The organism is Mesorhizobium sp. WSM4833 (assembly GCF_055811095.1).
In genome coordinates, this window is sequence record NZ_JBVVQG010000009.1 from 294,395 (window position 1) to 310,886 (window position 16,492).

At 63.1% G+C, this 16,492-nt stretch carries 16 protein-coding genes; 8 read left to right on the forward strand and 8 right to left on the reverse strand.

Annotation, left to right across the window (positions count from 1 at the left end; translation table 11 throughout):
- Positions 1-172 precede the first annotated feature (172 nt).
- Genes AC0L2D_RS20540 through AC0L2D_RS20555 form a run of 4 tightly spaced genes read left to right on the forward strand, consistent with a single transcriptional unit; the run spans position 173 to position 4,771 of the window.
- Entirely contained in the window at positions 173-565 is a 393-nt protein-coding gene (locus AC0L2D_RS20540) for a response regulator transcription factor (RefSeq protein ID WP_013525347.1), read from the forward strand.
- Complete coding sequence (locus tag AC0L2D_RS20545) at positions 565-2,307, forward strand: YaiO family outer membrane beta-barrel protein (RefSeq protein WP_013525348.1); 1,743 nt, start codon at positions 565-567, stop codon at positions 2,305-2,307. The genes AC0L2D_RS20540 and AC0L2D_RS20545 overlap by 1 nt, the downstream gene beginning before the upstream one ends.
- Positions 2,308-2,309: 2 nt before the next feature.
- Entirely contained in the window at positions 2,310-3,347 is a 1,038-nt protein-coding gene (locus AC0L2D_RS20550) for a HEAT repeat domain-containing protein (RefSeq protein WP_013525349.1), read from the forward strand.
- Positions 3,347-4,771 carry a glycosyltransferase family 2 protein gene (locus AC0L2D_RS20555; protein ID WP_473542178.1) on the forward strand — a complete coding sequence of 475 codons (1,425 nt, stop codon included), beginning with the start codon at positions 3,347-3,349 and terminating at the stop codon, positions 4,769-4,771. The genes AC0L2D_RS20550 and AC0L2D_RS20555 overlap by 1 nt, the downstream gene beginning before the upstream one ends.
- Positions 4,772-4,786: 15 nt before the next feature.
- Here the strand turns inward: AC0L2D_RS20555 and AC0L2D_RS20560 are convergent, their stop codons facing one another.
- Together AC0L2D_RS20560 and AC0L2D_RS20565 are read right to left on the reverse strand one after the other, a co-directional pair.
- Positions 4,787-5,071 carry an Hpt domain-containing protein gene (locus AC0L2D_RS20560; protein WP_013525351.1) on the reverse strand — a complete coding sequence of 95 codons (285 nt, stop codon included), beginning with the start codon at positions 5,069-5,071 and terminating at the stop codon, positions 4,787-4,789.
- 337 nt (positions 5,072-5,408) lie between these two features.
- Complete coding sequence (locus AC0L2D_RS20565) at positions 5,409-5,603, reverse strand: hypothetical protein (RefSeq protein WP_050596363.1); 195 nt, start codon at positions 5,601-5,603, stop codon at positions 5,409-5,411.
- 429 nt (positions 5,604-6,032) lie between these two features.
- On the opposite strand from AC0L2D_RS20565, the gene AC0L2D_RS20570 reads away from it, so the two are divergent.
- Positions 6,033-6,701, forward strand: coding sequence for a N5-glutamine methyltransferase family protein (locus AC0L2D_RS20570; protein WP_164752012.1), 669 nt, complete (start codon positions 6,033-6,035; stop codon positions 6,699-6,701).
- Positions 6,698-7,813, forward strand: a complete 1,116-nt coding sequence (locus AC0L2D_RS20575) for a hypothetical protein (protein WP_013525353.1) — start codon at positions 6,698-6,700, stop codon at positions 7,811-7,813. The genes AC0L2D_RS20570 and AC0L2D_RS20575 overlap by 4 nt, the downstream gene beginning before the upstream one ends.
- A gap of 48 nt (positions 7,814-7,861) precedes the next feature.
- On the opposite strand, the gene nadE is transcribed toward AC0L2D_RS20575, so the two are convergent.
- Genes nadE through asnB form a run of 4 tightly spaced genes read right to left on the reverse strand, consistent with a single transcriptional unit; the run spans position 7,862 to position 12,664 of the window.
- Positions 7,862-8,869 (reverse strand): NAD(+) synthase, encoded by a 1,008-nt coding sequence (gene nadE, locus AC0L2D_RS20580; RefSeq protein WP_013525354.1) that lies wholly within the window; start codon positions 8,867-8,869, stop codon positions 7,862-7,864.
- Positions 8,866-10,410 (reverse strand): class I adenylate-forming enzyme family protein, encoded by a 1,545-nt coding sequence (locus tag AC0L2D_RS20585; RefSeq protein ID WP_013525355.1) that lies wholly within the window; start codon positions 10,408-10,410, stop codon positions 8,866-8,868. The genes nadE and AC0L2D_RS20585 overlap by 4 nt, the downstream gene beginning before the upstream one ends.
- 26 nt (positions 10,411-10,436) lie before the next feature.
- Positions 10,437-10,703, reverse strand: a complete 267-nt coding sequence (locus tag AC0L2D_RS20590; protein WP_013525356.1) for an acyl carrier protein — start codon at positions 10,701-10,703, stop codon at positions 10,437-10,439.
- Between the two features lie 23 nt (positions 10,704-10,726).
- Positions 10,727-12,664 (reverse strand): asparagine synthase (glutamine-hydrolyzing), encoded by a 1,938-nt coding sequence (gene asnB / locus AC0L2D_RS20595; RefSeq protein ID WP_013525357.1) that lies wholly within the window; start codon positions 12,662-12,664, stop codon positions 10,727-10,729.
- Between the two features lie 186 nt (positions 12,665-12,850).
- On the opposite strand from asnB, the gene AC0L2D_RS20600 reads away from it, so the two are divergent.
- The gene (locus tag AC0L2D_RS20600) at positions 12,851-13,249 is read left to right on the forward strand and encodes a M24 family metallopeptidase (RefSeq protein WP_027163535.1); all 399 of its coding nucleotides are present in this window, start codon (positions 12,851-12,853) and stop codon (positions 13,247-13,249) included.
- 738 nt (positions 13,250-13,987) lie between these two features.
- Here AC0L2D_RS20600 and AC0L2D_RS20605 read toward each other — a convergent pair.
- Positions 13,988-15,487: a winged helix-turn-helix domain-containing tetratricopeptide repeat protein gene (locus AC0L2D_RS20605; RefSeq protein WP_013525359.1), complete on the reverse strand. Its 1,500-nt coding sequence runs from the start codon at positions 15,485-15,487 to the stop codon at positions 13,988-13,990.
- Between the two features lie 122 nt (positions 15,488-15,609).
- Here AC0L2D_RS20605 and AC0L2D_RS20610 point away from each other — a divergent pair, with 122 nt between their 5' ends.
- On the forward strand, positions 15,610-15,867 hold the full coding sequence (locus AC0L2D_RS20610) for a DUF1127 domain-containing protein (RefSeq protein WP_013525360.1): 258 nt from the start codon (positions 15,610-15,612) through the stop codon (positions 15,865-15,867).
- A gap of 345 nt (positions 15,868-16,212) precedes the next feature.
- Here AC0L2D_RS20610 and AC0L2D_RS20615 read toward each other — a convergent pair whose 3' ends face one another.
- Complete coding sequence (locus AC0L2D_RS20615; RefSeq protein WP_027163536.1) at positions 16,213-16,407, reverse strand: winged helix-turn-helix domain-containing protein; 195 nt, start codon at positions 16,405-16,407, stop codon at positions 16,213-16,215.
- Positions 16,408-16,492 lie beyond the last annotated feature (85 nt).

The following is a 16,492-nucleotide window of genomic DNA, read 5'->3' on the forward strand; positions in this document are numbered from 1 at the left end:
TGATTGTGCCGAGGGTGCAGGCGCAGCGAATCAGGTTGTCTATAATCGCGGTGGCATCGGCGGACGTCGATGAGAGAGCTGAGAAGAATATTTCTGTCTGCATGAACCGCATTGGCGGATGTCGGTTCATGGGTTGATCACTCCGGGGGGCGACGGAACCGGAGCAAGGCTGGTGAACGGATCGAAGGCAAGAGTTCTGATTTGCGACGACGATCCCTTGTTGATCGAGCTGATGGAATTCAGGCTCAGGGCAAAGGGATATGAGGTCATCAAGGCAGTAGACGGGGCGGAAGCGCTCTTGAAGGCGGAGCATGAGGCGCCGGACATCATCGTGCTCGACGCGATGATGCCCAAGGCCGACGGCCTGGAGGTGCTTGCCCGCATCAAAAACGATCCGGCTTTGTCCGAAACTCCGGTCGTCATGCTGACCGCCCGCAAGGGCGAAAGGGATATCGTCTCGGCCCTGGAGAAGGGAGCGGACGACTATCTTGTGAAACCATTCATTCCCGAGGAGCTGCTGGCCCGGCTTGCGCGTCTGCTCGCGCGAAAGAGCGGGAAGCGCTGATGCGGCGCGGCCGGCGCGCAGCCCTTGCCGCATGGCTGGTCCTGACGATCGCTGCGCCCCAGGGCGCGGCGTTGGCGCAGACGGTGGATGAACTTTACGAGTTCGGCGTCAAGGCCAGGCAAGCGCAGCGTTTCGAGGCGGCGGCGGGTCTTTTCCGGCGAGCCCTGGCGCTCAGGCCCGACAATGCCGACGCCCTGGTGCAACTCGGTTTCGCCGAGCTTGGCCGCAACAATCTGCCGGCGGCGCGCGAAGCCTTTTCCAAGGCACTGTCCCTTGCCCCAACCTATCGGGACGCCAGCTTCGGCATGGCCGAAGTCGAGTTCCGCTCGGGCAATCCGGACGCCGCCTTGCCGCTCGCCGAAGAGGTGTCGCGTGCCGAGCCCGACAATGCCGATGCAAGTACCCTTGTTGCCAACATCCGCAAAGCCCAGCGGGCCGGCAGCAGCAAGGCGAAACCTGCGACCGCGAGGAAGATACCGCGCCCGCCGCGGCCGGATCCCGTCGCCGGCCTGATGGAGGAGGGCCGACGATCGCGGGCTGCGGGACAATTGCCGGAGGCGGAGAATGCGTATCGCCGCGCCCTTCGGCTGGCGCCGAAAAACACTGATATCCTGGTCGCCATCGGTTTGGTGGCTGGCTCCCAGCAGAAATTCGACCAGGCCGGGCAGTTCTTCGACCAGGCGCTGGCCATTAGGCCCCGCCTTCTCGGTGCCCGCCTCGGCAAGGTGCGCCTGGCGATCTGGCAGGGCGACGTACCGCGCGCCCGCGCGATGATCGATGATGTGCTTGGCACCGCGCCTGACAATGTCGAGGCGATGGCTCTCGACGCGCGAATTTCCCTGCTCGAGCAGGATTACACGCGGGCCGAGCAGTCGTTTCAGCGGGTGCTGGCGGTAGATTCGCACAATGCCGAGGCGCTGGTGGGGATCGGCGACCTGCGCCGGGCGCGTGGCGACGACTTCGCCGCGCGGGAAGCCTACCGCCAAGCGCTCGCCATCGAGCCGGGCTCTGCCGATATCGTGCAAAGGCTGGCTGCGCCGCCGCCGCGCAAATGGCGACTCGATCTGGGCAGCGAAGTCAGCGATCTCACCGAGGGGCTTGGCGACTGGACCGACAGTTCGGTTGGCCTTGCCTATCAACTCACCCCGCAGACAACCATTTCAAGCCACACCCGGATGGCGACCCGCTACGGTCGCACCGATGTTCAGATCGACGGCCGCATCGACCAGGCCTTTTCGCCGACGGTTTCGGCCTATGTGCTGGCAGCGGCGACGCCGGATGCCGATTTCCTGGCCCGATATTCGATCGGCGCCGGCGCTTCGTGGCAGATCATGGCGCCCGCGAAAGCGCTCGGTCCGTTCTCGCTCAACATCGATGCTCGCTATGACAATTTCGTCACCGCCGAGGTCACCACAATCTCGCCCTGGGTGCAGGCCTATGTCCTGGACGGCCGGCTGGGGCTTTCGGCACGTTGGGTTCACGCAGCCGACGATATCGGCACACGCGCCGATGGCTATGTGCTGCGGGCCGATCTTGCAGTCACCCCGGCCGTCAACGTTTTTGGTGGTTATGCAGATGCCCCCGAGATCTCCGACGGCACGCTGGTGCCGACGCGTACCGTCTTTGGCGGCATCTCCTGGGACGTCACCGATCCGCTGACGCTGCGCGGCAGCCTCGCCCATGAGCAGCGCCCGACATTCGACCGAACCACATTCGGGCTCGGCCTAACCACGCGGTTCTGATCATGTTGTACATCTGGCACTTATCCATCCTGCTCAGTGCCCTTTCCCTGGCGATCATGCTTCTACTGATCGTGCGTCGGGTATTGCAGGAGCGCCGGGGGACGACGGGCGCCGATCAGCGGCGCCTTCTTCTGACGGCGCTGATCGCCTTCACCGAAAATCGCGATCGCGAGGCATTGAAGACGGCGCTGCTTGCGGTGCCGGCGAGGGTGGCGGTCGATGCCGGTTTCGAGTTTATTTCGCTGTTGCGCGGCGAGGAGCACGACGAGCTCCTCTCAGCCTTCAACGAATGTGGCCTGCCGGCGCTTGTCAGTACCCAACTGGAAAAAGGCAACGCCGCCGAACGCATCCACGCGACCGAGATGCTGGCGGCGCTGCGTTCGGAAAACGCAGTGGCAAGCCTGCTTTCGGCACTCGACCGCGACGGATCACGCGAGGTCAGGATCGCCGTCGCGATCGCGCTCTGCGATCTCGGCGCCTTGCCGCCGCTCGTCATAACGCTGCGCAAGATCGGCGTGGCGGGACAGCGCTCGCGACGCCTGATCGAGCTTTTCAGGCGCTTTCCGCCGAAGCGGCTCGACGAACTTGAGGATTACGCCAGACTTCAGGGCGCGGTGCCTTTCATTAGAGCGGCCGCAATCGATGCACTTGCCCGCAACGGCGGGTTCCGGTTTGGCGACTTCTTTGCCCGCGCGGCCGGCGATCCGTCATCGGAGGTTGCCGCAGCCGCATTGCGGGCACTCGGGCTGACCGGACATGCCAATGCGACGGCCATCCTGACCAAGGCGATGGAAATTGGCGGCTGGAATGTGCGTGCAGACGCTGCCAATGCGGCGGGCCGCCTCGGCCTGTCTGAACTCGCCGCGCCCCTCGCGCAGCTTATGGACGACGAGGCATGGACTGTGCGCTATGCCGCCGCCAACGCGCTCCGCTCGTTCGGCCAGAAGGGAGAGCAGGTGCTGCGCGAGATCGCCACCAGCGAGGTCTCGCGCCGCCAGCGCACCGCCTCGCTGATCCTTGCCGAGGGGCCGGCCGCCTGATGTTCGACTGGAGCCAAGAGATCGTCCTGGGTGCCTCCATCCTGTCCTGGTTCATCATTGGGGCAGGGCTGGCGCAGACGGCGGTATACCTGCTGCAGCTTATTATTGCCGCCTACGCGCTGTCCAAGCGCCCGCCAGTCGCGCGTTCGGCGCTGCTATGGCGCCGTTATGGGGACGTCGCGCCGCCAATCGCGCTCCTGGTACCCGCCTACAATGAGGAAGTGAACGTAGTCGAGAGCGTGCACTCGATGCTGGCGCTTGAATATCCGAATTTCGAGGTGATCGTCATAAACGACGGCTCGAAGGACCAGACTCTGCAGCGCCTTATCGAAGGCTTCAAGCTTGTGAAATTCCATCGGCCCTATGAGGAGGCCCTGACGCACAAGCCGATCCGCGGTGTCTATTCCTCGCCGATGACCGAACGGCTGTTTGTGGTTGATAAGGAAAATGGCGGCAAGGCCGATGCCCAGAATGCCGGCGTCAACGTCTGCCGCGCGCCGCTGTTTTGCGTGATCGACGGCGATTCCATCCTCGAGCCCGATGCGCTAATGCGTGCCGCGCAGCCCTTCATCGACGATCCAGAGCGCACCATCGCTGTGGGCGGCACGATCCGGATCGCCAACGGGTCCAGGATCGAAGGTGGCAGGGTGCGTGAGGTCCGGCTGCCGAACCGGCTGCTGCCCCTGTTTCAGGTGGTCGAATATCTGCGGGCCTTTCTCATGGCGCGGCTTGCCTGGAGCCGCATCAACACGCTGATGCTGGTGTCCGGCGCCTTCGGCATGTTCCGCCGCGCCGAAGTGGTAGCGGTTGGCGGCTTCACCGGTGGGTCGATGGGTGAGGACCTCGATCTTGTGATCAAGCTGCACCGTCACATGATGGACACCAAACGCAAATACCGCATCCAGTTCATTCCTGAGCCGGTGTGCTGGACCGAAGCGCCCGAGTCACTCCGCGTTCTTGCCAGACAACGCACGCGCTGGCAGCGCGGTGCGCTCGAATGCTTCTTCCGTTACCGCTCCATGCTCTTCAACCCCCGTTATGGGCGTGTTGGCTTCCTCGGCTTTGGTCACATACTGGTTGTTGATGTGCTGGGGCCGATTTCGGAAGTCCTGGGCTATGTGCTCATTCCGACCTTTTGGCTGCTCGGCATTCTTTCGACCGAGTATCTCTTGGCGTTCACATCGCTGGTTTTCACCTACGGCGTTTGCGTGAGCGTGTGTTCGCTGGTCCTCGAAGAAGCCGAGCTTCAGCGTTTTCCGCGCGCGCGGGACCTCGCCGTGCTCACGGCCGTGGCAGTGATCGAGAACTTCGGCTACCGCCAGCTCAACAATTTATGGCGCGTGAAGGGCTGGTGGCAGTATCTACGCGCCGACCAGAGCTGGGGCGAGATGACCAGGACCGGCCTGACTGGACCTAAGAAGTGAGCCCTTTCGGTTAAGTCACTTCAACGTATGCTCGAGTTGTTCGATAAGCCCGTCGAGTGCGGCATGCACGGCCCCGTCATCCGGCTGCTCGATCAGCAGTGTTTCCAGCGCCGATGCCTGTACGCTGATCTCCGCAAACCCGAACGTTCCCGCGGCTCCGGCGAGCGAGTGCGCGGTCGCAATCAGTGAGTCGTTGGAACCCTTGAAAAGGACTGTGTGCCGCGCCGCCTTCAACTCCGCCAGTTGAGCGGCGCACCTGGCCAGGAAACGTTGCCGTAGGGGGGCGAAGGGATCGTTCAAAGTGGGAGGCGCTCCGCGACCAGGTTTCAGAGACATTCAAGCATAAAATTCGGTGGAGTGAAACGAAGGCTCTCCCTTTGAGTCTGCCCTTGGCTGCGAAGAACTCCGCACCCTCAGCGAACGTTCTTGCTTGGGGCAGGCGGCCCGCAAAATAGTCCCCTCCCATCCGAAAGGCCTCCACGGGGCCTGTAGGGACCGGAATAGTGAGCGGCTCCCCGTCGAGCTCGTAGAGAACGATTCCCTCACGGCGGATGTCGACAAAGAAGTACTGACCTTCCCTGAGTGCAGTGTTCACCTCCCGGCGGGAGTGGACGGTGACGCTGACGGGTGTCTCCATTCACGCATCAGGCGGTCGGCCGCAGACTGCCAATAGCCGGCGGAATCGGTCAGCTTGCGATTGTTCACCATCACCAGCCTTCAGCGCGTCGTCGAACTCCTGAAGCAGCACCTCCACCGTTCTTGTCAGCTCGCGCTGCTTTGGCGGCGGGAGATGGTCTATGCTGGATTTCATAAACGAGGATCTGTCGTCCATCGGGTATGCTTAGCCGAGACTACGCCTCGAATCCACAGACTGCCTCCCCGGGCAGACGCAATTGAAGTATGTGGAGCTTGCTGGCTCATTCGTTCGCCGCTCAGCAGACCGAGGTTGCCGTCGGTTGCAGCGGTACTCAACCGCATGCTGGCGTGCGCACGCCCGGAGTCTGTCCGACATCAAGTCCGGCAGCTACAATCGGCAACTTCAAAGACCGAAATGCGTTCGATTTCATATCCGCGCACCAACGCCGCATCTATATGGCCGAGTTGGTGCGCTGCGCAGTATCGGCGGCGATATCTTTAGCAGCCGTTTACCGGAGCGCGATAGGTCCTGTGTATGCAATACTGTCGGATGACGTAAGGAACCGCCGTGCCGCACAGAGCAGCAGCCCTAGCCGGCCGTTCTACGCCCCGCCTGCATCGTTTCATGAGCGTGATGCTCGAACTGGCTCCGGGCGTTCTCGTGCCGCGTCAGGAAACGGAGTTGCTCGGACAGAGGGCGCTTGCGATTCTTGGCGATCGCGCGCCCGGCCCGATGGTGATCGACATGTGCTGCGGCTCCGGCAACCTTGCTCTGGCGATCGCCGCGGAAGTTCCGTCGGCCCGCGTCTGGGGGGTGGACGTGACTGACAGCACGGTCGCGCTCGCCCGGAGCAATGCCGAACGCTTGGCCCTTCAGGACCGGGTCACCATCCGGAAAGGGGATCTGTTCGGTGCGCTGGAGGGCGATGGGCTTATCGGCGCAGCGGACATGATTGTCTGCAATCCGCCCTATATCTCGACCGCGCGCCTCGAAGGCGAGAGCGCGCATCTGCTTGAGGGCGAGCCGCGCGAGGCCTTCGACGGGGGGCCTTACGGCATCTCGATCCAACAGCGGCTGATCCGGGACGCAACCGATTTCCTCAAGCCTGATGGCTGGCTGCTGTTCGAGTTCGGGCAGGGGCAGGACCGCCAGGTGGCTGCCCTGATAGCCAGAGCCAAGGCCTATGAACCCGTGACATTCGCCAAGGATGAGGTCGGAATGCCGCGTGTCGCACTCCTCCGCAAGCTTGGGAACGGTTCGCCCGCGATCTCATCCTCCGCGAGTTTGGCATGAGCCAGATTCGTCCCCTGCAGGCTGCGGATATTCCGGCCGTCGCCGGGCTCTTTCAAAGAACCTTCCGGGACGGTGGCAAGCCGCCGCCTCCGGCGCTCGAGACTTATCTGCGCTGGCACTATCTCGAAGGCCCGGTCTGCGATCCGGAGATCGCGTCTCTCGTCCATATTGCGAGCGAAGGCGACATTTCAGGCTTTGTCGGCGTAAATGTGCTGCCGATGAGGCATGGCCAGTGCAAGCTGCGCGCCGCCATCTGTGGTTCGCTCATGGTCGAACCGCGGGCGAACGACCCGATGGCCGGCGCAAGGCTGCTCAGGACATTCCTGGCCGGGCCGCAGGACATCTCCTTCAGCGAAACCGCAAATGCCCTCTCGACGCAGATGTGGACGAAACTGCGCGGGGTCGCCCTGCCGCAATACAGCCTGGACTGGATCCGGGTCATCCGGCCTTCGGCCTTCCTGCTCGATCTAGCCTCGCGGCGAGCCGGCGCCGTGCGCTTGCTTGACCCGCTCGCGCGCGGACTCGATCGCTATCTTCGCGGACGGATGCAGGAGAACGAGATGCGCTGGTCCGGGGTCCCGGAACTCTGGAATGGCAAGGGCGGCCTCAAGGTAGCCGAAATCGATCAAGCCGGTTTTGCGGCTCTTTTGGACCCGTTGACGCGGCAGTTCCCGCTCCGCCCCGACTGGAGCGCCGAGCAGCTTGCGCATATCCTCGCGGAGGCTTCCCAGAAGCCGGACTATGGTGATGCCGTGTTCGCGTCCGTCTCCTCCCCCAGCGGGGCGCTGGTCGGCGCCTTCCTCTATCACACCCGCCCGGGCAGGATGGCGCGCGTGCTGCAGGTTCTGGCCCTGCCGGGGCAAGCTGGTTCCGTCGTCGACTGCTTGATTGGCGATGCGGCGCGGCGCGGCGCCGCCGGCCTGCGCGGCCGGACGCAACCCGCTCTGCTCGCAGCGATGCTGGGCCGGCGGGTCGCCTTCACTCAACCGGCCTCGACCGTGGTGCATTCGCGCGACGAGGAGCTGGTGAACGCGTTTCTGAGCTCGCAAGGCTTCTTCAACGGGCTGGCCGGCGAGCGCTGGAATCGCTTGGCCGGGGAGCAGTTCGAATAGGCCGTCATTTGCCCGCGCGGCGACGTAATCCCGATGGTCGCGCCGATCTCAGCTGGCGATTTCCTCGACGGGGCGGACGAGCTGCGGGCCAAGGTGCAGATGGCGCGTCGCCCGGCGCTTGGCGGCGATATCGGCCCAGACGCGTTCGACCTCGACCGCAGTCAGCTTCGCGGCGGCGCCGACGTCCGCGGCTGAAAGGCCGTTATTCAGGCCGAAGAGGCAAATATCCATGCGGTCATAGGGCAGGGAGAAGTAGAACTCTTCCTGCGTCTGCTCGAGGGAATAGGTGTCGGTCGTCGGCGCCCTGCGGCAGATTTCCTCGGGAATGCCGAGATGGGCGGCAAGCGCATAGACTTGGCTCTTGTAGAGATGGGCGATCGGTTTGACGTCAGCCGCGCCGTCGCCATTCTTCACGAAGAAGCCTTGGTCGTATTCGAGCCGGTTCGGCGTGCCGAGCACGGCGAAATTCAGCCGGTCGGCGTGATAGTACTCGATCTGTTTGCGCGTGCGCTGCTTCATGTTGGTGGCGGCGACGATGCCGAGATAGACCGCCGCCGACATGCGCAGCTTCGTCTGCCGGCCTTCGGGGTCCTGCACCACCAGCGAGGAGATGTTGTAGCCCTCCCCGGCGAGTGAATTGGCGATGACGATCTTTGAGGCCCAGCCCGGCCCGTATTCCGGCACCAGCTCGCGGATGAAGGTATCCCGCCGCTGATAACAACCCATCGCGTGCAGCGTCGGGCCGATATCCTCCACGATCGCTTCGACGCCAAAGGTTTCGGCGGCCAGCCGGCCGAGGCGGAGGCTGTCGGGATCGGAGTCGCTTTCCGGCATGAACAGGCAGAAGACGTTCTTCGCGCCGACGGCGCGGGCGGCGAGCGCGACCGAGACGCTGGAATCGATGCCGCCAGAGAGGCCGAGCACGAGCCCGCGCTTGCGCATGCCGCGTAGCTGCTCGCGCAACCCGGCGACGATGCGATCGGTTTCCGCTGCGTTGTCGAGCGTCAGCGCGTCGGCCGAGAAGGCGGGACGGCTCGGGGCGAGGGAGAGATTCATTGTGCAGTCCCCAACGTTTCGGCCGCCAGCCTTCGGCTGACCTTTCCGGTATCGGTCTTCGGCAACTCGCGGCGGAACTCGATGAGCTTCGGCACCATGAAATCCTCGAGATGAACGGCGCAGTAGCGAATGATGTCCCGCTCGCTCAGGGTCTCGTCCGAGAGAACGACGAGAGCGGCAATGGCGTGGCCGAGCACCGGATCCGGCACGCCGGTCACCACGGCTTCCACGATGCCTGGATGGGCGTGCAGCACAGTTTCGACTTCCTTCGGGGCGACCTTTTCGCCGCGCGTCTTGATGATGTCGTCCTTGCGGCCAACGAAATAAAGGAAGCCGTCCTCGTCCGTCCGGAACAGGTCACCGGTGTGGAGCCGCTTTTCCCAGGGATGCGGCCCGGGACGCAGCATCTGCTCCGTGGCCACGTCGTTGCGCCAATAGCCCTGCATGACATGCGGGCCGCGGATGACCAACTCGCCCGCCACGCCCGGTGGCATGCGGTTGCCCTCATCGTCGACGACGATCGCTTCCGTGTTGGGAATAGCGATGCCGACGGAACCCGGCCGGCGGTCCAGCTCCTCCGGGGGCAGGTAGGTGCAGCGCTTGCATTCCGTCAGACCGTACATGGAAAAGAGCCGTACGCCGGGGAACAGCTCGCGCAGCCGGGCGATATGCACCGGCGGCAGGGCGGCGGCGGTGTTCGAGATATAGCGAAGGCTCGGCAGGAAACCCGGCGCCAAATCGCGCATCTGCAGGATCAGCGCCGCCATCGTCGGCACCAGCGGGAAACCGGTGACCTTCTCGGCGCGGATGCGCTCGAAAATGGCCTGCGGAAAGGCGAATGATTTTTCGAGGACGAGGGTCGCGCCGAGCTTCGTCGCCATCAGCAGCTGATAGAGGCCGTAGTCGAAAGCCAGGGGCAGGACATTGAGGATGATGTCGTCACGGGTGTTGCGCAGATAGGTCGTGATGGATTCGGCCGCGGCATCGATATTGCGATGCGTCATCATCACGCCCTTGGGGCGGCCGGTGGAGCCCGAGGTGTAGATCAGCATGGCGAGGTCGATATCGATCCCGCCATGGCGAATGGGCACGGGCGCGACCTTGAGACAATCCTCGAAGGAGGCAGCGCCATCCGGCGTATGGCTGGATGGCGCTTGCGTCGACGCGACGAAGAACGGCCGGTCCGACAGCGCACGCGCCTGGATCACGACAGGCATCAGCTTGGCCTGAGTCAGGATCGCCGCAGCCTCGCAATCGTCGATGACATAAGCGAGCTTGTCGGCCTTGGTGGAGGCGTTGATCGGGCTGAAGGTCGCGCCCGCCTTGAGAACCGCGAAGATCGAGACGGCGGCTTCCCAGCAATTGTCCATGAAGACGAGAACGCGGTCGCCGCGCTGCACGCCATTCTCGGCGAGAGCGGTCGCAAGCCGGTTCGACAGATCGTCGAGCTCGTCATAGCGCAACCGCTCCCGGTCGGTGACAAGCGCCGTCTTCGCGCCATGCGCGGCCGCGTTCGTGATGAGGAATTGCTCGACCCGCATGAGCTCGGGCCTTCCGCTGCCAGCCGTCACGCCGCGACGAGCGATGCGGTCTTCGCTGTGATGAAGGCCGTGATGCGCGCCAGTGAATCGAGGTTGGCCGGCACGATATCGGCGTCCGCAACTGTGATTCCGCAATGGTCCTCGATAAAGGCCACCAGTTCCAGAACGCCGGTCGAATCGATGATGCCGTTCTCGATCAGCGAGTCCGTATCGGCGAGGGCGTGGGTGGTGTCGCCGAACAGGAAGTTCTCGATGACAAAGGCCTTCACTGCGTCTTGGATCGTATCGGTCATGTCGTTCGCTTTCCTTGGTGGTGTCAGGCGGCCTTTGCGTTGCAAATGCCTGTGCCGGTGAAAGTCGTCAGCCACAGCTGCGTCGACAGGATGCCGACAAAGGCCGCGTTGTCGCGAAAGCCGGAGGCCGGCTGGCGGCTGCATTTCTCATGTAGTTTTGCCACTGCCTTCGGATTGAAGAGCCCGCCGGCGCTGACTGCGGCGTCGCCCAGGGCCGACTGGACATAGTCCCTCGTGCCCGGCCCAACGAAGGACTGGCTATCCGGTGCGCGATAGGGCTGCTTGGTCCGCCGGCCGATGGCGGCCGGCAGCAGGTCTTTGGTCGCCTCCCGCAGAATATGCTTCTCCACGAGCCCCTTCAGCTTCATCTCGGGAGGAAGGCCGGCGGCAAACTCGACCAGATGATGGTCGAGGAAGGGAAAGCGGCCCTCGATGCCGTGGGCCATCGCCATGCGGTCGCCCTGGCTGGACAGGATATAGCCAGGGAGAAGGAAGCGGGCTTCCAGATATTGCGCCTGATGCAAGGGATGCCAGCGGGCGAACGCCTCGGGCAGCCGCGCGGCGAGCTCCTCGGCGGCGTCATATCCGGACAATGTGGCACGCAGATCGCCCGAGTAGAACAGCTTCGTCGCCGCCGTGCCGTCGAACCTCGGCCGATGGGAGAACAGCGGATCGTCAAGCGTCGCGCCGCTAGCCCCGAAGAAGGAGAACAGGTACTCGGCCGATTGCTGCCTTAGGCCGGGAAGATAGGGGTAGAGCTTGCGGAACAGATGCGGCCGGATGCGGGAGCCGGGCTGTCTCCCGCAAAAGCGCCGAACCCTGGCCTCCTTGAAAATATCGTAGCCGGCAAAGACTTCGTCGGCGCCTTCGCCCGTCAGCACCACTTTCAAACCGGCCTCGCGCACGAGGCTCGAGAGCTTGTAGAGCGGGGCAGGGGCAGTGCGCAGGATCGGCCGCTCGGTGAAGCGGATAACGTCAGGGAAGACGGCGGCGATATCGCCTTCCCCGCAGGCGACGGCGCTGTGATGCGTGCCGAGCGCACGGGCCATCTCGATCTGGAAGGGGCTCTCGTCATGTTCGGCGCTATCGAATGTGACCGAGAAGGTCCTGAGGCCACCCGGCGCCATGCCCGCCGCCAGCGCCGATGTGATGGAGGAATCGAGGCCGCCAGACAGATAGGCGCCGACTGGCACATCGGCGCGCATGCGCATGCGGGTCGCCTCCGTCAGGAGGGCGCGCAGTTCCTCGGCCGCGGCACGCTCGTCCCCCTGCCGGGGCGGCGCGTCCCGGTCGGGATACTCCAGACTCCAGTAGGGCCGGGTCGAGACGCTGCCCTCTTGCACGATCATCAGGCTTGCGGGTTCGATCTCGTAGATGTTGCGGAAGGGCGTGCGCGGCGCGATCGGGGCCCAGAGCGTGAAGATCTGGTCGAGTGCGACCGGATCAATCTCGGCCGCGACGCCCGGGGCCTGGAGGAGCGCCTTGACCTCCGAGGCGAAGTAAAGCCGTTCGCCCTGCCTTGTATAGAAGAGCGGCCGGACCCCCATGCGGTCGCGGGTCAGAACCATGCGGCGGCGGCGGCCGTCCCAGAGCGCAAAGGCGAAATCGCCATTGAGCGCGGAGACGCAATCCTCCCCCATCTCGTCATAGAGATGCAGGATCACTTCGGTGTCGCTGGTTGTCCGGAAATGGCGGCCTTTCGCGCGAAGCTGCTCGCGCAATTCCACATAGTTGAAGATCTCGCCGTTGAAGGCGATCGTCAGATCGCCCGTCGCATCGGACATCGGCTGCTGGCCGTCCCCGAGACCGACGATGGACAGCCGCGCATGGCCGAGGCCGGCCGCCTTTGTGGTGAAGAACCCCTGCTCATCGGGGCCGCGATGCGCAATGGCAGCCGTCATCCTTTCAAGGAGCGCCCTCCCATCCCGGACAGTGCCGAAATAGCCGCTAAAACCGCACATGCCGAGATATTTCCAAGTCCACCAGCGCGGCCCGGACTATAGCCGCCAAGATATCGGTAGGTGTTAAATATTTGGGACTATTCATGAGAATGGTAAATTTTGAGCGGCCGCCGACGGCTGATTCCTTGCGTGAGCATTGGATCTGCCGCGAGATGAGGGCAATGAAGCTTTTGGCGTCGTGTTCGCATGATGTTCACGGGGTCTGAGGGGCAGGCCCTCATCGCCTTCTGTCGAGGGCTAGGTCTGGGACTTCTCAAGGTCTGTCGTTGTCGGGGAAAGTGGTCCGCGCGGCAGAATGAAATCTACGACGGTGCCATTGCCGGAATTGAGGCAGGCGTGGCCGCATGCCGCCTTGGCGTAACGGCAAGCGATCTGTACAAGGCAGTCCTCGATGTTCTTGACGGCCGCGGAATTTTTTGCGGCTACCCAATCCATGGCCATTCCTTCGGACTGGGCTGGGGCGGACCATGGTTAGTGCCAGATAACAGCTTCAAGGTTGGAGCCGGGATGGCCATCGCCGTCGAGTGCATGGCGGGCCGCGAAGACGTCGGCTATGTCAAGTTCGAGCACAATTGTCCATCCTGATCGCACCGAGCTCATTTCCACCTGTCCGGCGAGGCTCTGAAGACTTGCCCTCAAACGCATGCCCAAAACACAGCTGGTATTGGTAGCAATCCGAGCGGACCAGGCGAGGCTGCCTCACTGCCGGGTAGCGAGAGAACCCACTTGGTGAACTCACGCGTGCGCCTGACATTCCGGGCACCGTGGACACGCGTCAAGCCGAGAGGATACTGCGCGAGCGATATCGAGTCCATGTCAAGTACCGCAATGTAGAGAACGTCGCGACTGCGCGTTTCTTTCCAGTTTTACATGCACGAGGACGAACCAGATATTGTTGCCGAAGGTCGAAACCAGCCGTCGCTGACACTCATGGGAGTATGGCGGTCCCGAACAGGATGCCGTGACGCCCGACCGTGGTGATCGGGTCCGGCAGCTTCCACATGGCGGGTCTTTCTTCTCGATGCGAGCGACCTGGCGCCAGGCACAATCCCATTGTCCTTCCTCACCCTCGCAGCGGTTGCCGGCTGGCGGCAGCAATGCGCCTGATCTCGGAGTTCGGCAAACTTTACCTTCGCCCGAAAGCGGACGGTCTGCCAAAGGTAACATGACTGCGTTGCTGGACGACGGGCCTGATCCAGCAATGACCCCGTATGTCAGGTTCCAACAGTATGGGAGGTTGTCCTGTCGAATATCATTGCCGTCGTCCTTCTTACTGCTCACATGCACGCAACTGCGGCGATGAGTTGTCGGACCGGCTGGATCCTATAAAAAGCCGGCCTTTCTGAAGCCGGAGAGGAAGTGTTCGGAGGAAGATGGGTCTGCGAAGGGAAGGTGGGCAAGGTAGCCAAGCGAGAGGTCCGGTTGCAGCCTCAGTGTGGCTTCGACTGCGACATGCGCGTTTTCCATCTCGCCTAGATGGGCGTAGGCCGCCGCGAGAAAGGCATGGATGAAGAACTGGTCGCCGGCCTTCCGATAAGCGTCGATGGCGTCGGCATATCGGCCGAGCAGGAAGAGCGCGCTTCCCTTCACCTCCCAGAACCAGACCGGGGGCAACGGGTCGAGCAGTATGGCCCTTTCGAGGACCGCCAAGGACTGCTGAGGCTGGCCGCCGTAGTTGAGCCAGCTTGCATAGTCTCCGGCAATGTTGACGTCGTGCGGATTGAGCGTACGGGCCTGCTGGAAATGCAGTCCGGCATCCCCATGCTGGCGCATATGTACAAGCACGAGACCCATGCTCTGGTTGCAGATGCCGTCATTCCGGTCGAGCAGGAGCGCTGTGCGCGCAGACCGCAAGGCACTTTGCAGCGTACGAGGATCGCGGTCGTACCAGAATCGCGCAACCAGGCACTGCGCTAGATAGGCATGCCCTTGAGCAAAAGTCGGATCGAGTTCGGCGCTCCGGGTAAACATGGATTCGCCCTTGTCCATTTCATACTGATGGTAGTGCGCGCGACCCTGCAAGTAGTAGTCGTAGGCGGCCCAATCGGCCGGCGGCGTTCGCCGCGAGCGGCTAGTCGCATCTGCCTCGGCGGCGCCTTGGACGGTTGAAGCCACGAGGGCCGCCACCTCCTCCTGAACCGAAAAGATGTCCTCAAGCGCCCTGTCGTAGCGTTGAGCCCACAAATGGAAGCCGCTGGCGCCGTCGATCAGCTGCGCCGTGATCCGGATACGGCTCCCGAGCCGTCGCACGCTGCCCTCGACGAGGTAGCGCGCGCCGAGTTGCCGGTGGACTTCCGCGCCCTCCGGCGCTGGCCCACGAAACTGAAAAGATGAATTACGCGCGATCACCACGAGCGACCGGTAACGCGCCAGTTCAGTGATGATATCTTCGGTGATGCCGTCGCTCAGATAATGCTGGTCCTGATCGCCGCTCAAATTGGCGAAGGGCAGCACGGCAATGGTGGGTTTGCCGGACGGCGCGATTGGTCGCTGCACTGAACCTTCCACGCGCTCGACAGGCGCGGTGAAGCGGTAGCCGACGCGAGGCACGGTGGCGATCCAGTCGCCACCTTGGTCGGTGGGGCCGAGCGCCTTCCTCAGCGTCGCAATCTGGACGGTGAGATTGCTTTCCTCGACCGCCAGGCCCGGCCAGGCAGCTTCCATCAGCTCGGCCTTGGTCAGGATGTCGCCGGGCCGGGCCGCAAGCGTGGCGAGCAGCGTGATGCCGCGATGCCCGATGGAGATCGGTATTTCATGTCGCAGGAGCGTCCCCTTCTCAGGGTCGAGCACGAACGGACCAAAGGTGAGGTGAACCCGTTGCATCCCGCCATATTAAACGTTTCGGAATTTTTCGGAACAGTTTCGGCCGCGCTTTAGTACGCAGGTCCGCTCATCCGCCAAAGTAGCGTTATCGATTTTAGCAGCACCAAGAAAGGACGAGCCAAATGAGCACGCAGCTTTCTCTTACCTCAAGACTCTACCAGTCTCTCTGGAGCGAACAGCCGACGTGGACGACTGAACCGGTATCGGTCTGGGCGAGACTCTTCGCCCTGCGCGGCCTGGTCGCGGTCTGGCGCGAGCGCAAGTACTATCGCGAGGAACTGAAGCGACTGGCGGAAGATGGGCCTCAGCGGATCGACGACGTCGGTCTCACCCTGGCTGCCGTCGAGGCGGAACTTCAAAAGCCGTTCTGGAAGGCGTGATTTGCATCCATAGCTGTGAACGATTGTCTGCACAGGGCCAGCAAACTCCGCAAGTACTGTCTCATCGACGCCGCAAAGACACGACCGGCATGTTCTATCAGTAGCCGATCAAGGACCTGCCTGTAGGCCGGGGTAGGTGCAGCAATGCTCCGCTCATCCTGGCCTGCCGGCCGGACCTCGGCGGCCAATTCTGCCGCCAGAATTGTAATCATTCTTGGTCCGGCATTTGAGGGAAGGACCAACCTGTAACCGCGCGTCGGCACTGTCTGCACGACGGCCTGGCGACTGTCGTGAGCGCCGCACGGATCTCGTGAATGCATTGGACCAGGCTGTCATCGGTGACGGCTAGCCCGTCCAGACCGCCTTCATCAACTCGTCCTTGGTGATGACGCGATCAGCGTTCTCCAGAAGGTGGCGAAGTACCGCGAAGGTCTGGTGGCGAACTGCGATTGTCCTGTTGAATTGGTCGCGCAAGGTCTCCCTACTCACGTCGGCGGTCACGCCGTTGAGTACGAACGTTGCAGGCGGCGAGCTATTCAAGCCGGTTCCCCTCAAGCACGAAGCCGCAGTCCAATACTAGCACGGTTTCGCGCGGCGAAGACTGATCATCATCCAGCGCGTGCGG